The sequence below is a fragment of the Pantoea sp. SGAir0215 genome (genome assembly GCF_043543215.1).
In genome coordinates this window covers 226811-243317 of record NZ_CP028031.1, presented here as the reverse complement: position 1 = coordinate 243317, position 16507 = coordinate 226811, and the positions used below count along the sequence as shown (strand labels likewise).

At 51.5% G+C, this 16507-nt stretch carries 27 protein-coding genes; 25 read left to right on the top strand and 2 right to left on the bottom strand.

The window, feature by feature from the left end:
• The first annotated feature begins 120 nt into the window (after positions 1-120).
• On the top strand, positions 121-669 hold the full coding sequence (slyD, locus tag C1N64_RS01315; protein ID WP_006120568.1) for a peptidylprolyl isomerase: 549 nt from the start codon (positions 121-123) through the stop codon (positions 667-669).
• 118 nt (positions 670-787) lie between these two features.
• On the opposite strand, the gene C1N64_RS01310 is transcribed toward slyD, so the two are convergent.
• Positions 788-1006 (bottom strand): protein SlyX, encoded by a 219-nt coding sequence (locus tag C1N64_RS01310; protein WP_006120569.1) that lies wholly within the window; start codon positions 1004-1006, stop codon positions 788-790.
• 269 nt (positions 1007-1275) lie between these two features.
• Between C1N64_RS01310 and fkpA the strand changes: the two genes are divergently transcribed.
• From fkpA to bfr, 11 genes are all read left to right on the top strand, one after another.
• Positions 1276-2112, top strand: a complete 837-nt coding sequence (gene fkpA / locus C1N64_RS01305) for an FKBP-type peptidyl-prolyl cis-trans isomerase (protein ID WP_006120570.1) — start codon at positions 1276-1278, stop codon at positions 2110-2112.
• A 158-nt stretch (positions 2113-2270) separates the two neighbouring features.
• The gene (locus C1N64_RS01300; RefSeq protein WP_054632986.1) at positions 2271-2993 is read left to right on the top strand and encodes a helix-turn-helix transcriptional regulator; all 723 of its coding nucleotides are present in this window, start codon (positions 2271-2273) and stop codon (positions 2991-2993) included.
• On the top strand, positions 2993-3379 hold the full coding sequence (gene tusD / locus C1N64_RS01295; RefSeq protein ID WP_006120572.1) for a sulfurtransferase complex subunit TusD: 387 nt from the start codon (positions 2993-2995) through the stop codon (positions 3377-3379). Before C1N64_RS01300 ends, tusD begins: the two co-directional genes overlap by 1 nt.
• Positions 3379-3738 (top strand): sulfurtransferase complex subunit TusC, encoded by a 360-nt coding sequence (tusC, locus tag C1N64_RS01290; protein ID WP_033741534.1) that lies wholly within the window; start codon positions 3379-3381, stop codon positions 3736-3738. Before tusD ends, tusC begins: the two co-directional genes overlap by 1 nt.
• Positions 3739-3747: 9 nt before the next feature.
• Entirely contained in the window at positions 3748-4035 is a 288-nt protein-coding gene (tusB, locus tag C1N64_RS01285; protein WP_033741532.1) for a sulfurtransferase complex subunit TusB, read from the top strand.
• A gap of 128 nt (positions 4036-4163) precedes the next feature.
• Positions 4164-4538 carry a 30S ribosomal protein S12 gene (gene rpsL, locus C1N64_RS01280; RefSeq protein WP_006120575.1) on the top strand — a complete coding sequence of 125 codons (375 nt, stop codon included), beginning with the start codon at positions 4164-4166 and terminating at the stop codon, positions 4536-4538.
• 96 nt (positions 4539-4634) lie between these two features.
• The gene (gene rpsG / locus C1N64_RS01275; protein ID WP_006120576.1) at positions 4635-5105 is read left to right on the top strand and encodes a 30S ribosomal protein S7; all 471 of its coding nucleotides are present in this window, start codon (positions 4635-4637) and stop codon (positions 5103-5105) included.
• A gap of 93 nt (positions 5106-5198) precedes the next feature.
• Positions 5199-7313, top strand: coding sequence for an elongation factor G (fusA, locus tag C1N64_RS01270; RefSeq protein WP_006120577.1), 2115 nt, complete (start codon positions 5199-5201; stop codon positions 7311-7313).
• A gap of 68 nt (positions 7314-7381) precedes the next feature.
• Positions 7382-8566, top strand: a complete 1185-nt coding sequence (gene tuf, locus C1N64_RS01265) for an elongation factor Tu (RefSeq protein ID WP_006120578.1) — start codon at positions 7382-7384, stop codon at positions 8564-8566.
• 177 nt (positions 8567-8743) lie between these two features.
• Positions 8744-8938: a bacterioferritin-associated ferredoxin gene (gene bfd, locus C1N64_RS01260; RefSeq protein WP_033741530.1), complete on the top strand. Its 195-nt coding sequence runs from the start codon at positions 8744-8746 to the stop codon at positions 8936-8938.
• Positions 8939-9044: 106 nt separating this feature from the next.
• The gene (gene bfr, locus C1N64_RS01255) at positions 9045-9518 is read left to right on the top strand and encodes a bacterioferritin (RefSeq protein ID WP_006120580.1); all 474 of its coding nucleotides are present in this window, start codon (positions 9045-9047) and stop codon (positions 9516-9518) included.
• Here bfr and C1N64_RS01250 read toward each other — a convergent pair.
• Positions 9505-10278, bottom strand: coding sequence for a prepilin peptidase (locus C1N64_RS01250; protein ID WP_367143592.1), 774 nt, complete (start codon positions 10276-10278; stop codon positions 9505-9507). The genes bfr and C1N64_RS01250 overlap by 14 nt on opposite strands.
• 401 nt (positions 10279-10679) lie before the next feature.
• Here C1N64_RS01250 and rpsJ point away from each other — a divergent pair, with 401 nt between their 5' ends.
• The 13 genes from rpsJ (at position 10680) to rplX (ending at position 16496) form a co-directional block, all read left to right on the top strand.
• Positions 10680-10991 carry a 30S ribosomal protein S10 gene (rpsJ, locus tag C1N64_RS01245; protein ID WP_006120582.1) on the top strand — a complete coding sequence of 104 codons (312 nt, stop codon included), beginning with the start codon at positions 10680-10682 and terminating at the stop codon, positions 10989-10991.
• A gap of 32 nt (positions 10992-11023) precedes the next feature.
• The gene (gene rplC / locus C1N64_RS01240; RefSeq protein WP_006120583.1) at positions 11024-11653 is read left to right on the top strand and encodes a 50S ribosomal protein L3; all 630 of its coding nucleotides are present in this window, start codon (positions 11024-11026) and stop codon (positions 11651-11653) included.
• A gap of 10 nt (positions 11654-11663) precedes the next feature.
• Positions 11664-12269 carry a 50S ribosomal protein L4 gene (gene rplD, locus C1N64_RS01235; RefSeq protein WP_006120584.1) on the top strand — a complete coding sequence of 202 codons (606 nt, stop codon included), beginning with the start codon at positions 11664-11666 and terminating at the stop codon, positions 12267-12269.
• On the top strand, positions 12266-12568 hold the full coding sequence (rplW, locus tag C1N64_RS01230; protein ID WP_006120585.1) for a 50S ribosomal protein L23: 303 nt from the start codon (positions 12266-12268) through the stop codon (positions 12566-12568). Before rplD ends, rplW begins: the two co-directional genes overlap by 4 nt.
• A gap of 17 nt (positions 12569-12585) precedes the next feature.
• Positions 12586-13407 (top strand): 50S ribosomal protein L2, encoded by an 822-nt coding sequence (gene rplB / locus C1N64_RS01225; RefSeq protein ID WP_006120586.1) that lies wholly within the window; start codon positions 12586-12588, stop codon positions 13405-13407.
• A gap of 16 nt (positions 13408-13423) precedes the next feature.
• Positions 13424-13702, top strand: a complete 279-nt coding sequence (gene rpsS / locus C1N64_RS01220) for a 30S ribosomal protein S19 (RefSeq protein WP_001138115.1) — start codon at positions 13424-13426, stop codon at positions 13700-13702.
• A 13-nt stretch (positions 13703-13715) separates the two neighbouring features.
• Positions 13716-14048 carry a 50S ribosomal protein L22 gene (gene rplV / locus C1N64_RS01215; RefSeq protein ID WP_002919773.1) on the top strand — a complete coding sequence of 111 codons (333 nt, stop codon included), beginning with the start codon at positions 13716-13718 and terminating at the stop codon, positions 14046-14048.
• Between the two features lie 17 nt (positions 14049-14065).
• On the top strand, positions 14066-14764 hold the full coding sequence (rpsC, locus tag C1N64_RS01210) for a 30S ribosomal protein S3 (RefSeq protein ID WP_006120587.1): 699 nt from the start codon (positions 14066-14068) through the stop codon (positions 14762-14764).
• An 11-nt stretch (positions 14765-14775) separates the two neighbouring features.
• Positions 14776-15186 (top strand): 50S ribosomal protein L16, encoded by a 411-nt coding sequence (gene rplP, locus C1N64_RS01205; protein ID WP_002438716.1) that lies wholly within the window; start codon positions 14776-14778, stop codon positions 15184-15186.
• Entirely contained in the window at positions 15186-15377 is a 192-nt protein-coding gene (rpmC, locus tag C1N64_RS01200; RefSeq protein ID WP_006120588.1) for a 50S ribosomal protein L29, read from the top strand. The genes rplP and rpmC overlap by 1 nt, the downstream gene beginning before the upstream one ends.
• The gene (rpsQ, locus tag C1N64_RS01195; protein ID WP_006120589.1) at positions 15377-15631 is read left to right on the top strand and encodes a 30S ribosomal protein S17; all 255 of its coding nucleotides are present in this window, start codon (positions 15377-15379) and stop codon (positions 15629-15631) included. Before rpmC ends, rpsQ begins: the two co-directional genes overlap by 1 nt.
• Positions 15632-15799: 168 nt before the next feature.
• The gene (gene rplN, locus C1N64_RS01190; protein ID WP_006120590.1) at positions 15800-16171 is read left to right on the top strand and encodes a 50S ribosomal protein L14; all 372 of its coding nucleotides are present in this window, start codon (positions 15800-15802) and stop codon (positions 16169-16171) included.
• 10 nt (positions 16172-16181) lie between these two features.
• The gene (gene rplX / locus C1N64_RS01185) at positions 16182-16496 is read left to right on the top strand and encodes a 50S ribosomal protein L24 (RefSeq protein ID WP_003850150.1); all 315 of its coding nucleotides are present in this window, start codon (positions 16182-16184) and stop codon (positions 16494-16496) included.
• Positions 16497-16507: the final 11 nt, after the last annotated feature.

Here is a 16507-nt window from a genome sequence, read left to right as displayed (position 1 = left end):
AAGTCGCAAGAGAAAAAGAGTGCCTCTTGTACTCAGCCCCGAACCTTTCTGGTTGGTGTTATTGCACGCAAGAATAGACCAATGAGACGGGATCTTAGTTCTCAACGGTTAGGAGATATCATGAAAGTAGCAAAAGACCTGGTGGTAAGCCTGGCCTATCAGGTACGTACAGAAGACGGTGTGTTGGTTGACGAGTCACCGGTGAGTGCACCGTTAGACTATCTGCACGGTCATGGTTCCCTGATTTCTGGTCTGGAAAATGCGCTGGAAAACCACGTCGCGGGCGATAAGTTTGACGTGCATATCCCGGCAAATGACGCGTACGGTCAGTACGATGACAACCTGGTACAGCGCGTACCAAAAGACGTCTTTATGGGCGTTGACGAATTACAGGTTGGCATGCGTTTCCTGGCGGAAACCGATCAGGGTCCGGTGCCGGTTGAAATCACCGAAGTGGAAGACGACCATGTTGTGGTTGACGGTAACCACATGCTGGCGGGTCAGAACCTGAACTTTAACGTTGAGGTGGTTGCGATTCGTGAAGCCACACCGGAAGAGCTGGCACACGGCCATGTTCACGGTGCAGATGGTCATCACCACGATCACGACCATGACCATGACCACGGTAAAGGTGGTTGCGGAACGGGCGGTTGTGGCTGCAGCCACTAAGTCCGACGCGGTAGTGCAGGGCCACCTTCGGGTGGCCTTACTTTTGGCGGCATTTTATTGTCAGCAGACCTCGGCAGAGCGGGCCTGCCGACAGTCAGCCTGGCCTGTCACGGATGGATCAGTAATGCGGCGGCGGGGTTTCTTCTGAAGCATCGGCAATCATCGACGGCGCGCTGGCTTTAAACTTCTCAAGTAACAGGCGCATATGTTCGCGCATCTTACTCATTTCAAGTTCATGCTGAACGACGGTATTGTTCAGTTGATCGATAGTGATCTCCTGAAAGGCCAGCTTACTTTCAAGCGCTTCAATACGTTGTTCCCACTCTGACTGTTGCATGATCTTTTCTCCTGTTAAGGGGTTACTTAGCGCATGATTCTAAAGGCTGGCGTTGCAGAATTGCCCTATTTATTCGCTTTTATTTGGTGTTTAGCTTGAAAAAGAGTCAGATGACATCATCTCTGGTGAAACTTCCTGATGCAAAAAAGGTCGGAAGTAGACCAGATAATTACGTTGTGGGAGTGTTCGTCACTGCCACGTAAAGTTATAGTGTGGGCCCTCCGTCCGCAATGATTCCCGAGGTGAGAGGCTTCGGTTTTGGAGAAAGGATGAAATCACTGTTTAAAGTCACATTGTTAGCTACCACCATGGCCGTCGCGCTGAATGCTCCGCTGGCAATGGCTGCAGAAACAGCAGCAGCTCCGGCCGCTGCAGATGCTCCACAGTCTGCTCCTCAGGCTCCAAAAAATGCCGCCTTCAAAAATGAAGATCAGCAATCTGCATACGCTTTGGGTGCGTCACTGGGCCGTTATATGGACAACTCCCTGAAAGAACAGGAGAAGTTGGGCATCAAGCTGGACAAGCAGCAACTGATTGCCGGTGTTCAGGACGCGTTTGGCGGCAAGAGCAAGCTGTCTGACGAAGAAATCGAGCAAACCCTGCAGGCGTTCGAAGCCCGCGTGAAAGGCGCGGCGTCAGCCAAGATGGAAAAAGACGCAAAAGAAAATGCCGAGAAGGGTGAAGCTTACAGCGCTAAGTTTGCTAAAGAGAGCGGCGTGAAGAAGACCGAAAGTGGTCTGCTGTATAAGGTTGAGAAAGAAGGGACCGGTGAAGCACCAAAAGACAGCGATACAGTCGTTGTAAACTACAAAGGTACGCTGATCGACGGCACCGAGTTTGATAACTCTTACACGCGCGGTGAGCCCCTGTCTTTCCGACTTGACGGCGTGATTCCAGGCTGGACTGAAGGCCTGAAGCACGTTAAGAAAGGCGGTAAGATCAAGCTGGTTATCCCACCAAACCTGGCGTACGGTAAAAACGGTGTTCCGGGCATCCCGGCTAACTCCACGCTGGTGTTTGACGTTGAGCTGCTTGATATCAAACCGGCACCAAAAGCGGATGAAAAAACGCAGGCACCTGCTGCTGACGCGAAGAAATCCCAGTAATCTGTCTGCCGCCACCTTCGGGTGGCGGTTTCTCTTTATGACAAACCTCTGGCATAACCCCGCGACATTTGCCAGACTATCGCCTGCATAACTATCCCAATATTGAGTCTGCCCGTAGCCGCTGTGACAGGCTCCAGCCATGTAGGGTGATGTCTTCAATGTCTAATCCATTCAATCCCGGTGAACTGAGCGACTTCGATCTTCTGGAGCAGCATCCGTTCGAGCAAACTGATTACGATATTTTAAAATCGTATGAGGCCGTTGTAGATGGTCTTGCCATGTTGATCGGCTCGCATTGTGAAATCGTCCTTCACTCACTGGAAGATTTAAACTGTTCGGCCGTGCGTATTGCTAACGGCGAGCATACAGGGCGTAAAGTGGGCTCGCCCATCACGGATTTAGCCTTGCGCATGCTGCATGATATGCAGGGTGCAGACAGCAACGTCTCCCGCGCTTACTTTACCCGCGCGAAAAGTGGTGTGCTGATGAAGTCCGTCACGATTGCGATTCGTAATCGCCAGCAGCGGGTGATTGGCTTGCTGTGTATCAACATGAACCTCGACGTTCCGTTTTCACAGATCATGTCGACGTTTCTGCCGCCAGAGATGCAGCAGGTCGATTCCAATGTGAACTTTGCCAGTTCGGTCGATGACCTGGTCATGCAGACGCTGGAATTTACGATTGAAGAAGTGAGCGCCGACCGTAACGTCTCGAATAATGCCAAGAACCGTCAGATCGTATTGAATCTGTATGAAAAAGGGATTTTCGATATCAAAGACGCCATCAATCAGGTCGCCGAGCGCTTAAATATTTCCAAACATACCGTGTACCTGTACATCCGCCAGTTTAAAAACGGTGACTTTCAGGGGCAGGATCGTTAATGCGCTATGCGCTTCTTGTCACCGGTCCGGCCTATGGTACGCAGCAGGCGACCAGCGCGCTGCTGTTTGCCAACGCGCTGCTGGCAGCGGGACACCAGCTGGAAAGCGTCTTTTTTTATCGGGAAGGGGTGCTGAACGCCAATCAGCTTAGCGCGCCCGCCAGTGACGAATTCGATCTTGTTCGTGCCTGGCAGTCGCTTCATCAGGCGCATGGGGTGGCGCTGAACATTTGCGTGGCGGCGGCACTCCGGCGCGGCGTGACGGATGCGCAGGAAGCCTCACGGCTTGCGTTGCCGGGCGCGAATCTTCAGCCCGGTTTTACCCTGGCCGGCTTAGGCGCGCTGGCGGAAGCGGCGCTGCGTTGCGAGCGGATGGTGCAGTTCTGATGAAGCGTGTCGCGTTTGTATTCACCCGAGCCCCACATGGCAGCAGTGCAGGACGTGAAGGGTTAGATGCGGTGCTGGCCACCGGCGCGTTGAGTGACGATATCGGCCTGTTTTTTATTGGAGATGGCGTTCTGCAGCTTAACAGTGAGCAACAGCCGGAAAATATTCACAGCCGGCATTATGCCGCTACCTTCGGCGTGCTGGCGCTGTATGATATCGACCAGTGTTATCTGTGCAGGGCGTCGCTGCAGTCGCGCGGTTTAGCGGAAAATGCGCCACGCATTCTGGATGCCGAAATTTTAGATGCGTCGGCCCTGCGGCAAAAACTCGCAGGCTATGACCGTATTTTGACTTTTTAAGAGCACCTAATGCTGCATACGTTATTTCACTCACCGACTTACAGCGACATCGAAAGCCTGACCCGACTGCTTATGCCGGAGGATGACCTGCTCTTGCTGCAGGATGGCGTACTGGCGGCGATTGAGGGCAGCAGGGCGCTGGAACAGCTTCGCGCCTCAGGGGCGAAGCTCTGGGCACTGGAAGATGACCTGAATGCCCGGGGGCTGAGCACGCAAATTTCCCCTGTTGTGCAGTCTGTGGACTATACTTTTTTCGTTGCGCTAACGGTAAAACATCAACAACAAATGGCCTGGTAATGCGTTGGCCCCCTGGTTATTTCTTGACACCTTTTTGACACAGCCCTAAAATTCTGCCTCCTCGTAATTCTACGAGGTGATTTATTACGTGTTTACGAAGCAAAAAGCTAAATCCCAGGAGCTATTTAATGGCAACAGTTAACCAGCTGGTTCGCAAACCACGCGTCCGCAAAGTTGCAAAGAGCAACGTGCCGGCGCTGGAAGCTTGCCCGCAGAAACGTGGCGTTTGTACCCGTGTGTACACCACCACTCCTAAAAAACCAAACTCAGCACTGCGTAAAGTTTGCCGTGTGCGTTTGACTAACGGTTTTGAAGTCACCTCCTACATCGGTGGTGAAGGTCACAACCTGCAGGAACACTCCGTGATCCTGATCCGTGGCGGTCGTGTTAAAGACCTGCCAGGTGTGCGTTACCACACCGTTCGTGGCGCGCTGGACTGCTCAGGTGTTAAAGACCGTAAGCAGTCACGCTCCAAGTACGGCGTGAAGAAGCCAAAGGCTTAATGGTTCTCCGTTAAGTAAGGCCAAACGTTTTAACTTAAATGTCAAACTAAACTCGTAGAGTTTTGGACAATCCTGAATTAACAACGGAGTATTTCCATGCCACGTCGTCGCGTCATTGGTCAGCGTAAAATTCTGCCGGATCCTAAGTTCGGATCAGAGCTGCTGGCTAAATTTGTAAATATCCTGATGGTAGATGGTAAAAAATCTACTGCTGAATCTATCGTCTATACCGCACTTGAGACCCTGGCTCAACGTGCTGGTAAAGATGGCCTGGAAGCTTTTGAGGTTGCTCTCGAAAACGTGCGTCCGACTGTTGAAGTTAAGTCACGTCGCGTTGGTGGTTCAACCTATCAGGTTCCAGTTGAAGTCCGTCCGGTTCGTCGTAATGCCCTGGCAATGCGTTGGATCGTAGAAGCTGCTCGTAAACGCGGTGATAAATCTATGGCTTTACGCCTGGCGAACGAACTTTCTGACGCTGCAGAAAACAAAGGTACTGCAGTTAAGAAACGTGAAGACGTTCACCGTATGGCTGAAGCCAACAAGGCGTTCGCTCACTACCGCTGGTAACAGCTGCGTAGTTGTTGTTAAACCAGCGGGCGCTCAAACAGCCAACCCGCTGGGGTCGACTAACTTTGAACGTCCTAAAAACCGAGGAATAAAATGGCTCGTACAACACCCATTGCGCGCTACCGTAATATCGGTATCAGCGCACACATCGACGCCGGTAAAACCACTACTACCGAGCGTATCCTGTTCTACACCGGTGTTAACCACAAAATCGGTGAAGTGCATGATGGCGCAGCGACCATGGACTGGATGGCACAGGAGCAGGAACGTGGTATTACCATCACGTCTGCTGCAACGACCGCGTTCTGGTCAGGTATGGCTAAGCAGTTTGAGCCACACCGCATCAACATCATCGACACCCCGGGACACGTTGACTTCACCATCGAAGTAGAACGTTCCATGCGTGTGCTCGATGGCGCAGTAATGGTTTACTGTGCTGTAGGTGGTGTTCAGCCACAGTCTGAGACCGTATGGCGTCAGGCTAACAAATATAAAGTTCCACGCATTGCGTTCGTTAACAAAATGGACCGCATGGGTGCAAACTTCCTGAAAGTAGTTGGTCAGATCGAATCTCGTCTGGGCGCGACTCCGGTTCCGCTGCAGATCGCTATCGGCGCTGAAGAAAACTTCACCGGCGTTGTTGACCTGATCAAAATGAAAGCCATCAACTGGAACGACCAGGATGCGGGCGTGACTTTCGATTACGAAGAGATCCCAGCTAACCTGCAAGAACTGGCTGAAGAATGGCGCGGCAAGCTGATCGAAGCTGCAGCAGAAGCCTCTGAAGAGCTGATGGAGAAATTCTTCAGCGGTGAAGAGCTGACTGAAGAAGAGATCAAAAAAGCGCTGCGTCAGCGCGTGCTGAAAAACGAAATCATCCTGGTGACCTGTGGTTCTGCATTTAAGAACAAAGGTGTTCAGGCAATGCTGGATGCGGTTGTTGAGTATCTGCCAGCCCCGACCGACGTACCGGCAATCAACGGTATGCTGGACGATGGTAAAGATACCCCAGCTGAGCGTCACGCAAGTGATGAAGAGCCGTTCTCTGCTCTGGCGTTTAAGATCGCAACTGACCCATTCGTGGGTAACCTGACGTTCTTCCGCGTTTACTCTGGTGTGGTTAACTCAGGCGATACCGTTCTGAACTCCGTGAAATCTGCACGTGAGCGTTTCGGTCGTATCGTTCAGATGCACGCTAACAAACGTGAAGAAATCAGCGAAGTTCGCGCAGGTGACATCGCCGCTGCGATCGGCCTGAAAGACGTTATCACTGGTGATACCCTGTGTGATCCAAACGCGCCAATCATTCTGGAGCGTATGGAATTCCCTGAGCCGGTAATTTCTATCGCCGTTGAGCCGAAAACCAAAGCTGACCAGGAAAAAATGGGTCTGGCTCTGGGTCGTCTGGCGAAAGAAGACCCGTCATTCCGCGTATGGACTGACGAAGAGTCTAACCAGACTATCATCGCTGGTATGGGTGAACTTCACCTCGATATCATCGTTGACCGTATGAAGCGTGAATTCAACGTTGAAGCGAACGTGGGTAAACCACAGGTTGCTTACCGTGAAGCTATCCGCTCTAAAGTTACCGGTATCGAAGGTAAACACGCCAAGCAGTCTGGTGGTCGTGGTCAGTACGGTCATGTTGTTATCGACATGTACCCGCTGGAGCCAGGTTCGAACCCGAAAGGTTACGAATTTGTCAACGATATCAAAGGTGGTGTAATTCCTGGCGAATTCATCCCAGCCGTTGATAAAGGTATCCAGGAGCAGTTGAAATCAGGCCCACTGGCAGGTTATCCGGTTGTGGATCTGGGTGTTCGTCTGCACTTCGGTTCTTACCATGACGTTGACTCCTCTGAACTGGCGTTTAAACTGGCCGCGTCTATTGCCTTTAAAGATGGCTTTAAGAAAGCGCAGCCTGTTCTGCTTGAGCCTATCATGAAGGTTGAAGTTGAAACCCCAGAAGAGAACACCGGTGACGTAATCGGTGACCTTAGCCGTCGTCGTGGTATGCTCAAAGGGCAGGAATCTAACGCTACTGGCGTTCAGATCCACGCTGAAGTTCCACTGTCTGAAATGTTCGGATATGCAACTCAGCTGCGCTCTCTGACCAAAGGTCGTGCTTCGTACTCCATGGAGTTCCTGAAGTATGACGACGCACCGAACAACGTTGCGCAGGCCGTTATTGAAGCTCGTAGCAAATAAGCTACGGTTTAAATTTGAACTGATGCCTTCATCCCGGGTGATGAAGGCATAACGTAAGGAATATCGCCATGGCGAAAGAGCAATTTCAACGTAACAAACTGCACGTAAACGTGGGCACCATCGGTCACGTTGACCACGGTAAAACCACCCTGACTGCAGCAATCACCACCGTTCTGGCTAAAACCAACGGCGGCCAGGCGCGTGCGTTCGACCAGATCGACAGCACCCCTGAAGAAAAAGCACGTGGTATCACCATCAACACTGCACACGTTGAGTATGAAACCCCGTCTCGCCACTATGCACACGTTGACTGCCCGGGCCACGCCGACTATGTGAAAAACATGATCACCGGTGCTGCGCAGATGGACGGCGCGATCCTGGTTGTTGCTGCGACTGACGGCCCAATGCCGCAGACCCGTGAGCACATCCTGCTGGGTCGTCAGGTAGGCGTTCCTTACATCATCGTGTTCCTGAACAAGTGTGACATGGTTGATGACGAAGAGCTGCTGGAGCTGGTTGAGATGGAAGTCCGTGACCTGCTGTCACAGTACGACTTCCCGGGCGACGACACTCCAATCGTTCGCGGTTCAGCACTGAAAGCGCTGGAAGGCAACCCAGAGTGGGAAGAGAAGATCGTTGAGCTGGCTAACCACCTGGACAACTACATCCCGGATCCGGTTCGTGCTATCGACATGCCGTTCCTGCTGCCAATCGAAGACGTATTCTCAATCTCTGGCCGTGGTACTGTAGTAACCGGTCGTGTTGAGCGCGGTGTTGTTAAAGTCGGCGACGAAGTTGAAATCGTGGGTATCAAAGATACGGCGAAATCAACCTGTACCGGTGTTGAAATGTTCCGCAAACTGCTGGACCAGGGTCAGGCAGGCGAAAACTGTGGTGTTCTGCTGCGCGGTATCAAGCGTGAAGACATCCAGCGTGGTCAGGTTCTGGCGAAGCCAGGCACCATCAAGCCACACACCAAGTTCGAGTCAGAAGTTTACGTTCTGTCTAAAGACGAAGGTGGCCGCCATACTCCGTTCTTCAAGGGCTACCGTCCACAGTTCTACTTCCGTACCACTGACGTGACCGGTTCAGTAGAGCTGCCAGAAGGCGTTGAAATGGTTATGCCAGGCGACAACATCAAAATGGTTGTTACCCTGATTCACCCAATCGCAATGGACGAAGGTCTGCGCTTCGCAATCCGCGAAGGTGGCCGTACCGTTGGCGCGGGCGTTGTTGCTAAAGTTATCGCTTAATTGTGATCTCTGATGTGGCCACTCATGTGGCCACTGCAAAATAAAAAGAGCACTTCGGTGCTCTTTTTTTATGCCTGTCATTTAATCACGCAGGCTTTCTCCTCACAAAAGGTAGGTTTGAAATAAAAACGATTCGCATTTACACTGTGCGCACGAAATAGACCGGGTGATGAATAAATGTACGTCTGTCTGTGTAATGCCATCAGTGACAAAACGCTCCGTGAAGTCGTGCGCCGTTATCAGCCCAAATCTATCCAGCAGTTGCGCCAAATCGTGCCCGTGGGAAAGCAATGTGGAAAATGTATTCGGGATGCCCGCGCGATTATGGATGAAGAGATGCAGCACGCTCCGCAATATAAAGAAATCGCGTAAACGCACACACACCACCGACTTGATAATACCCACAATTTTCATCGCGTTTTTTTGACTTCTTTTTAACCGCATCTACGCTCAAATAAACATGAGCGGAGGAAGCGAAATGAAGGGCGATGCGAAAATCATAAGTCATCTCAATAAATTGTTGGGGAATGAACTGGTTGCAATAAACCAGTACTTCTTACATGCACGGATGTTCAAAAACTGGGGACTGATGCGTCTTAACGACGTTGAGTACCATGAGTCCATAGATGAAATGAAGCATGCGGATAAATACATCGAACGTATTCTGTTTCTTGAAGGCATTCCTAATCTACAGGATCTGGGACGACTCAGGATTGGAGAAGATGTCGGGGAGATGTTGCAGTCCGATCTCAATCTTGAACTCGAAGGCGCAAAAGACCTGAGAGAAGCCATCGCCTATGCGGATAAAGTTCATGATTACGTAAGCCGCGATATGATGATCGCCATCCTCGAAGATGAGGAGCATCATATCGACTGGATTGAAACCGAGCTTGATCTCATTAGTAAGATGGGCATTCAGAATTACCTGCAGGCGCAAATCAAAGAAGAGTAAGGCTTTGACTAACGATAACTCCCCAGCCCGCGACGGCCAGGAAAGGGCCAAAGGGAAGCGGGCTGTTCAGGTACCACGCCCGGTTCCTTATCCGCAGCGCGCCGAAAGCGATCAAGGCTGTCGTACAGGCGGTCAGGGCAATGAAGGGCAGGGCCTGCCAACCACACCATGCGCCCAGTGCGGCAAACAGTTTAATATCCCCACAACCTAATCCCTTCCGCCGCGTAACCTGTTGAAAAATTCCGGCAAGCAACCAAAGTGAACCATAGCCAAACATGACGCCACCGATGGCCGAACTGACCGTGAGTGGCTGAAAGAACATGAAACGTGAAAGACCCAGCCACAGGAGCGCGTGGGTGAGAACATCTGGCAGCAGGAAGTGGCGCTGGTCGATGGCCGCAAGGACGAGGAGCAAACAGGAAGCCAGAAGCGGAAACAGCGCATGAATGAGATTGTCGTAAAACAGGTAAGCCAGCAACAGGCAGAGCAGGGCGCCTGTCAGCTCAAACAGCACGGGCAGCAAACCGACCGGATGCGAACAAAACCGACAGTGCCCCCGCAACCACAGCCAGCTTATCAGCGGAACGCTGTCGTGCCACAGGATCGTGCGGCGACAGTAAATACAGTGGGAAGGCGGCGTCCACAATGACTGCAGCCAGCGACGTGGTGAAGCGGACGTATGAAAACGTTGACAGGCCAGGGCGAGAAAGCTGCCAAGCACGCCGCCTGACAGGGAGACAGCAACGATGATGAGCAACACGATGACCTCCGGTTAACCTGATGTGATGACTGAGTCTGTCTGAACGCGTCCTCTGCGTCGCGGATAAGAAAAAGAGAATGGAAAACCGCGCCCAGAAAAAAAGGGGCGAAAACATCCGTCCTGCAGGGCTTCTGTGCAGACGTGCACAAAAGCGTTAAACACAGTTTTCTATGGCAAATGTGCATCGTGGGTTGCTTCCTGAGCAAATCTACGTATAATGCGCGGGCCTGCCGATATTGGCAGGTGCGATTCGAGCTGAATCGCAGACGGCAGTTTGTTGGGCCGTCTGACAATACTCCCAACTGTGGAGTTATATGCTGAACGATTACACTCTCCCATCAATCGTAATGGGTTCGAGTAGTAATTTTTTTCGTCTATAAAATGTTTGGAGCCTTGGTCTCATGTCGAACCAAAGAATCCGTATCCGTCTTAAAGCGTTTGATCATCGTCTGATCGATCAATCAACCGCGGAAATCGTCGAGACTGCCAAGCGCACTGGTGCGCAGGTACGTGGTCCGATCCCGCTGCCGACCCGCAAAGAGCGCTTTACCGTTCTGATCTCTCCGCACGTTAACAAAGATGCGCGTGACCAGTACGAAATTCGCACTCACAAGCGTCTGGTAGACATCGTTGAGCCAACTGAAAAAACCGTTGATGCTCTGATGCGTCTGGACCTGGCTGCCGGTGTTGACGTGCAGATCAGCCTGGGTTAATCAGGTCATCGAGCGATTGAGAGGTTGAAACAATGATTGGTTTAGTCGGTAAAAAAGTGGGTATGACCCGCATCTTCACTGAAGATGGCGTATCTATCCCAGTAACCGTAATCGAAGTTGAAGCGAACCGCGTTACTCAGGTCAAAGGCCTGGAGAACGATGGTTACCAGGCAATTCAGGTTACCACCGGTGCTAAAAAAGCAAACCGTGTGACCAAACCTGAAGCTGGTCATTTTGCTAAAGCTGGCGTAGAAGCTGGCCGTGGCCTGTGGGAATTCCGCACCGCTGAAGGTGATGAGTATTCTGTAGGTCAGAGCATCAGCGTTGAAATTTTCGCTGACGTTAAAAAAGTAGACGTAACTGGCACCTCTAAAGGTAAAGGTTTCGCAGGTACCGTTAAGCGCTGGAACTTCCGTACCCAGGACGCAACCCACGGTAACTCCTTGTCTCACCGCGTTCCGGGTTCTATCGGTCAGAACCAGACTCCGGGCAAAGTGTTCAAAGGCAAGAAAATGGCAGGTCAGCTGGGTAATGAGCGCGTAACTGTTCAGAGCCTGGACGTAGTACGTGTTGACGCTGAGCGCAACCTGCTGCTGGTTAAAGGTGCAGTTCCCGGTGCTACCGGTAGCGACCTGATCGTTAAACCAGCTGTGAAGGCGTAAGGGGATAGCAATGGAATTAGTATTGAAAGACGCGCAGAGCGCGCTGACTGTTTCCGAAACTACCTTCGGTCGTGATTTCAACGAAGCGCTGGTTCACCAGGTTGTTGTTGCTTACGCATCAGGCGCCCGCCAGGGTACTCGCGCGCAGAAAACTCGCGCTGAAGTAACCGGTTCAGGCAAAAAGCCTTGGCGTCAGAAAGGCACCGGCCGTGCGCGTTCAGGTTCTGTAAAGAGCCCGATCTGGCGTTCAGGTGGCGTGACCTTTGCTGCTAAGCCACAAGACCACAGTCAAAAAGTTAACAAAAAGATGTACCGCGGCGCGCTGAAAAGCATCCTGTCCGAACTGGTACGTCAAGATCGTCTGATCGTTGTCGAGCAGTTCTCTGTTGAAGCACCGAAAACCAAGTTGCTGGCACAGAAGCTGAAAGACATGGCGCTGGAAGACGTGCTGATCATCACCGGCGAACTGGATGAAAATCTGTTCCTGGCTGCGCGTAACCTGTACAAGGTTGACGTGCGTGATGCAGCGGGTATCGACCCAGTTAGCCTGATCGCCTTCGACAAAGTCGTTATGACTGCTGATGCAGTTAAGCAAGTTGAGGAGATGCTGGCATGATCCGTGAAGAACGTCTGCTGAAAGTACTGCGCGCGCCGCACGTATCTGAAAAGGCATCTAGCGCGATGGAAAAAACCAACACCATCGTACTCAAAGTAGCTAAAGACGCGACTAAAGCAGAGATCGTTGCTGCTGTTGAGAAACTGTTCGAAGTAGAAGTTAAAGACGTTAACACCCTGGTAGTTAAAGGTAAGGTTAAGCGTCACGGACAGCGTATCGGTCGTCGTAGCGACTGGAAAAAAGCTTACGTCACCCTGAAGGAAGGCCAGAATCTGGACTTCGTCGGCGGCGCTGAGTAAGTCGGAGGAGAAAGACAATGGCAGTTGTTAAATGTAAACCGACATCTCCGGGTCGTCGCCACGTCGTTAAAGTGGTGAACCCAGAGTTGCACAAGGGCAAGCCGTTTGCTCCATTGCTGGAAAAAAACAGCAAATCCGGTGGCCGCAACAACAACGGTCGCATCACTACCCGTCACATCGGTGGTGGTCATAAGCAGGCTTACCGTCTGGTTGACTTCAAACGCAACAAAGATGGTATCCCGGCAACCGTTGAACGTCTTGAGTACGATCCGAACCGCTCTGCGAACATCGCACTGGTTCTGTACAAAGACGGCGAACGCCGTTACATCCTGGCCCCTAAGGGCCTGAAAGCCGGCGACCAGATTCAGTCTGGCGTTGATGCTGCGATCAAAGCAGGTAACACACTGCCGATGCGTAACATCCCGGTGGGTTCTACCGTTCACAACGTAGAAATGAAACCAGGCAAAGGCGGTCAGATTGCTCGCTCAGCCGGTGCTTACGTGCAGATCGTTGCGCGTGAAGGTTCCTACGTTACCCTGCGTCTGCGTTCAGGTGAAATGCGTAAAGTCGAAGCTGACTGCCGCGCTACACTGGGCGAAGTCGGTAACGCTGAGCATATGCTGCGCGTTCTGGGTAAAGCTGGTGCAACCCGTTGGCGTGGTGTTCGTCCGACCGTTCGTGGTACCGCGATGAACCCAGTAGATCACCCGCACGGTGGTGGTGAAGGTCGTAACTTTGGTAAGCACCCGGTAACTCCGTGGGGCGTTCAGACCAAAGGTAAGAAGACCCGTAGCAACAAGCGTACCGATAAATTTATCGTACGTCGCCGTAGCAAATAATATTAGAGGATAAGCCATGCCACGTTCTCTCAAGAAAGGTCCTTTTATTGACCTGCACTTGCTGAAGAAGGTAGAGAAAGCGGTGGAAAGCGGTGACAAGAAGCCTTTGCGCACTTGGTCCCGTCGTTCAACGATCTTTCCTAACATGATCGGTTTGACCATCGCTGTCCATAATGGTCGTCAGCACGTTCCTGTCTTTGTTTCCGACGAAATGGTTGGTCACAAACTGGGTGAATTCGCGCCGACACGTACTTATCGCGGTCACGCGGCTGATAAAAAAGCCAAGAAGAAATAAGTAGGAGGAAGAGATGGAAACTTTAGCTCAACATCGCCACGCTCGTTCTTCTGCTCAGAAGGTTCGCCTTGTTGCTGACCTGATCCGCGGTAAGAAAGTGTCGCAGGCACTGGACATTTTGACCTACACCAACAAGAAAGCGGCTGTACTGGTCAAGAAAGTTCTGGAATCTGCCATTGCTAACGCTGAACACAACGATGGCGCTGATATCGACGATCTGAAAGTCGCGAAAATTTTCGTCGACGAAGGCCCAAGCATGAAGCGCATTATGCCGCGTGCAAAAGGTCGTGCAGATCGCATCCTGAAGCGCACCAGCCACATTACTGTGGTTGTGTCCGATCGCTGAGACTCTGGAGACTAGCAATGGGTCAGAAAGTACATCCTAATGGTATTCGCCTGGGTATTGTAAAACCATGGAACTCTACCTGGTTTGCGAACACCAAAGAATTCGCTGACAACCTGGACAGCGACTTTAAAGTACGTCAGTACCTGACTAAGGAACTGGCTAAGGCGTCTGTATCTCGTATCGTTATCGAGCGTCCAGCTAAGAGCATCCGTGTGACCATTCACACCGCTCGTCCTGGCATCGTGATCGGTAAGAAAGGTGAAGACGTAGAAAAACTGCGCACGGTCGTCGCGAAAATCGCTGGCGTTCCTGCACAGATCAATATCGCCGAAGTCCGTAAACCGGAACTGGACGCAAAACTGGTTGCTGACAGCATCACTTCACAGCTGGAGCGTCGTGTGATGTTCCGTCGTGCTATGAAGCGTGCGGTTCAGAACGCCATGCGTCTGGGCGCGAAGGGTATCAAAGTTGAAGTTAGCGGCCGTCTGGGCGGCGCCGAGATCGCACGTACCGAATGGTACCGTGAAGGTCGCGTGCCGTTGCACACTCTGCGTGCTGACATTGACTACAACACCTCTGAAGCGCACACCACTTATGGTGTAATCGGCGTTAAGGTATGGATCTTCAAAGGCGAGATCCTGGGTGGTATGGCTGCTGTTGAACAACCGGAACCGGCTGCTCAACCTAAAAAGCAGCAGCGTAAAGGCCGTAAGTAAGGAGAGTCGCTATGTTACAACCAAAGCGTACGAAATTCCGTAAAGTGCACAAAGGCCGCAACCGCGGTCTGGCGCAGGGTACGGATGTTAGCTTCGGGACTTTCGGTCTGAAAGCTGTTGGCCGTGGTCGTCTGACTGCCCGTCAGATCGAAGCAGCACGTCGTGCTATGACCCGTGCAGTTAAGCGTCAAGGTAAGATCTGGATCCGTGTATTCCCGGACAAACCGATCACCGAGAAGCCGCTGGAAGTGCGTATGGGTAAAGGTAAGGGTAACGTTGAGTATTGGGTTGCCCTGATCCAGCCTGGTAAAGTCCTGTATGAAATGGACGGCGTACCAGAAGAGCTGGCCCGTGAAGCATTCAAGCTGGCAGCAGCAAAACTGCCTATCAAAACCACCTTTGTAACTAAGACGGTGATGTAATGAAAGCAACAGAGCTGCGTGAAAAAAGCGTTGAAGAGCTGAACACTGAGCTGCTTAATCTGCTGCGTGAGCAATTTAACCTGCGCATGCAGGCAGCATCTGGCCAACTGCAGCAGTCTCATCTGCTGAAGCAGGTTCGCCGTGATGTTGCACGCGTTAAGACTTTACTGACTGAGAAGGCGGGTTCGTAATGACCGATAAAATCCGTACTCTGCAGGGTCGTGTTGTTAGTGACAAAATGCAGAAATCTGCTGTTGTTGCTATCGAGCGTTTCGTGAAGCATCCAATCTATGGAAAATTCATTAAGCGTACGACTAAGCTGCACATCCATGACGAGAACAACGAATGTGGAATCGGCGACGTGGTAGAAATCCGCGAATGCCGTCCACTGTCTAAGACTAAGTCCTGGACACTGGTTCGCGTTGTAGAGAAAGCAATTCTGTAATAGAATTTGCCCTCTTTAAAAATCTAATGAACGGCTCGAAAGAGCCGTTCATTTTTTCTACCCATCTGCGAGAACCGGTGTTATAATGCCGCGCCCTCAATTATGGGGCTTTCAATCGACCTGAGGTCTAGGTCCCGAAGTAGTAGTTGACATTAGCGGAGCACTGAAATGATCCAAGAACAGACTATGCTGAACGTCGCCGACAACTCCGGTGCACGTCGCGTAATGTGTATCAAGGTTCTGGGTGGCTCGCACCGTCGCTACGCAGGCGTCGGCGACATCATTAAAGTTACCATCAAGGAAGCAATTCCACGTGGTAAAGTTAAAAAAGGTGATGTCCTGAAGGCGGTAGTGGTGCGCACCAGGAAGGGTGTTCGTCGCCCGGACGGTTCTGTCATTCGCTTCGATGGTAATGCATGCGTTATTTTAAACAATAACAGCGAGCAGCCTATCGGTACGCGTATTTTTGGGCCGGTAACTCGTGAACTTCGTACTGAAAAGTTCATGAAAATTATCTCTCTGGCACCAGAAGTACTCTAAGGAGCGAACAATGGCAGCTAAAATCCGTCGTAACGACGAAGTTATCGTGTTAACCGGTAAAGATAAAGGTAAGCGCGGTAAAGTTAAGAACGTCCTGTCTTCTGGCAAGGTCATCGTTGAAGGTATCAACCTGGTTAAGAAACATCAGAAGCCTGTTCCGGCTCTGAACCAACCAGGCGGCATCGTTGAAAAAGAAGCTGCAATTCAGGTTTCTAACGTTGCTCTCTTCAATGCGGCAACCGGTAAGGCTGACCGTGTAGGCTTTAGATTCGAAGACGGTAAAAAAGTCCGTTTCTTCAAATCTAATAGCGAAACTATCAAGTAATTTGGAGTAGT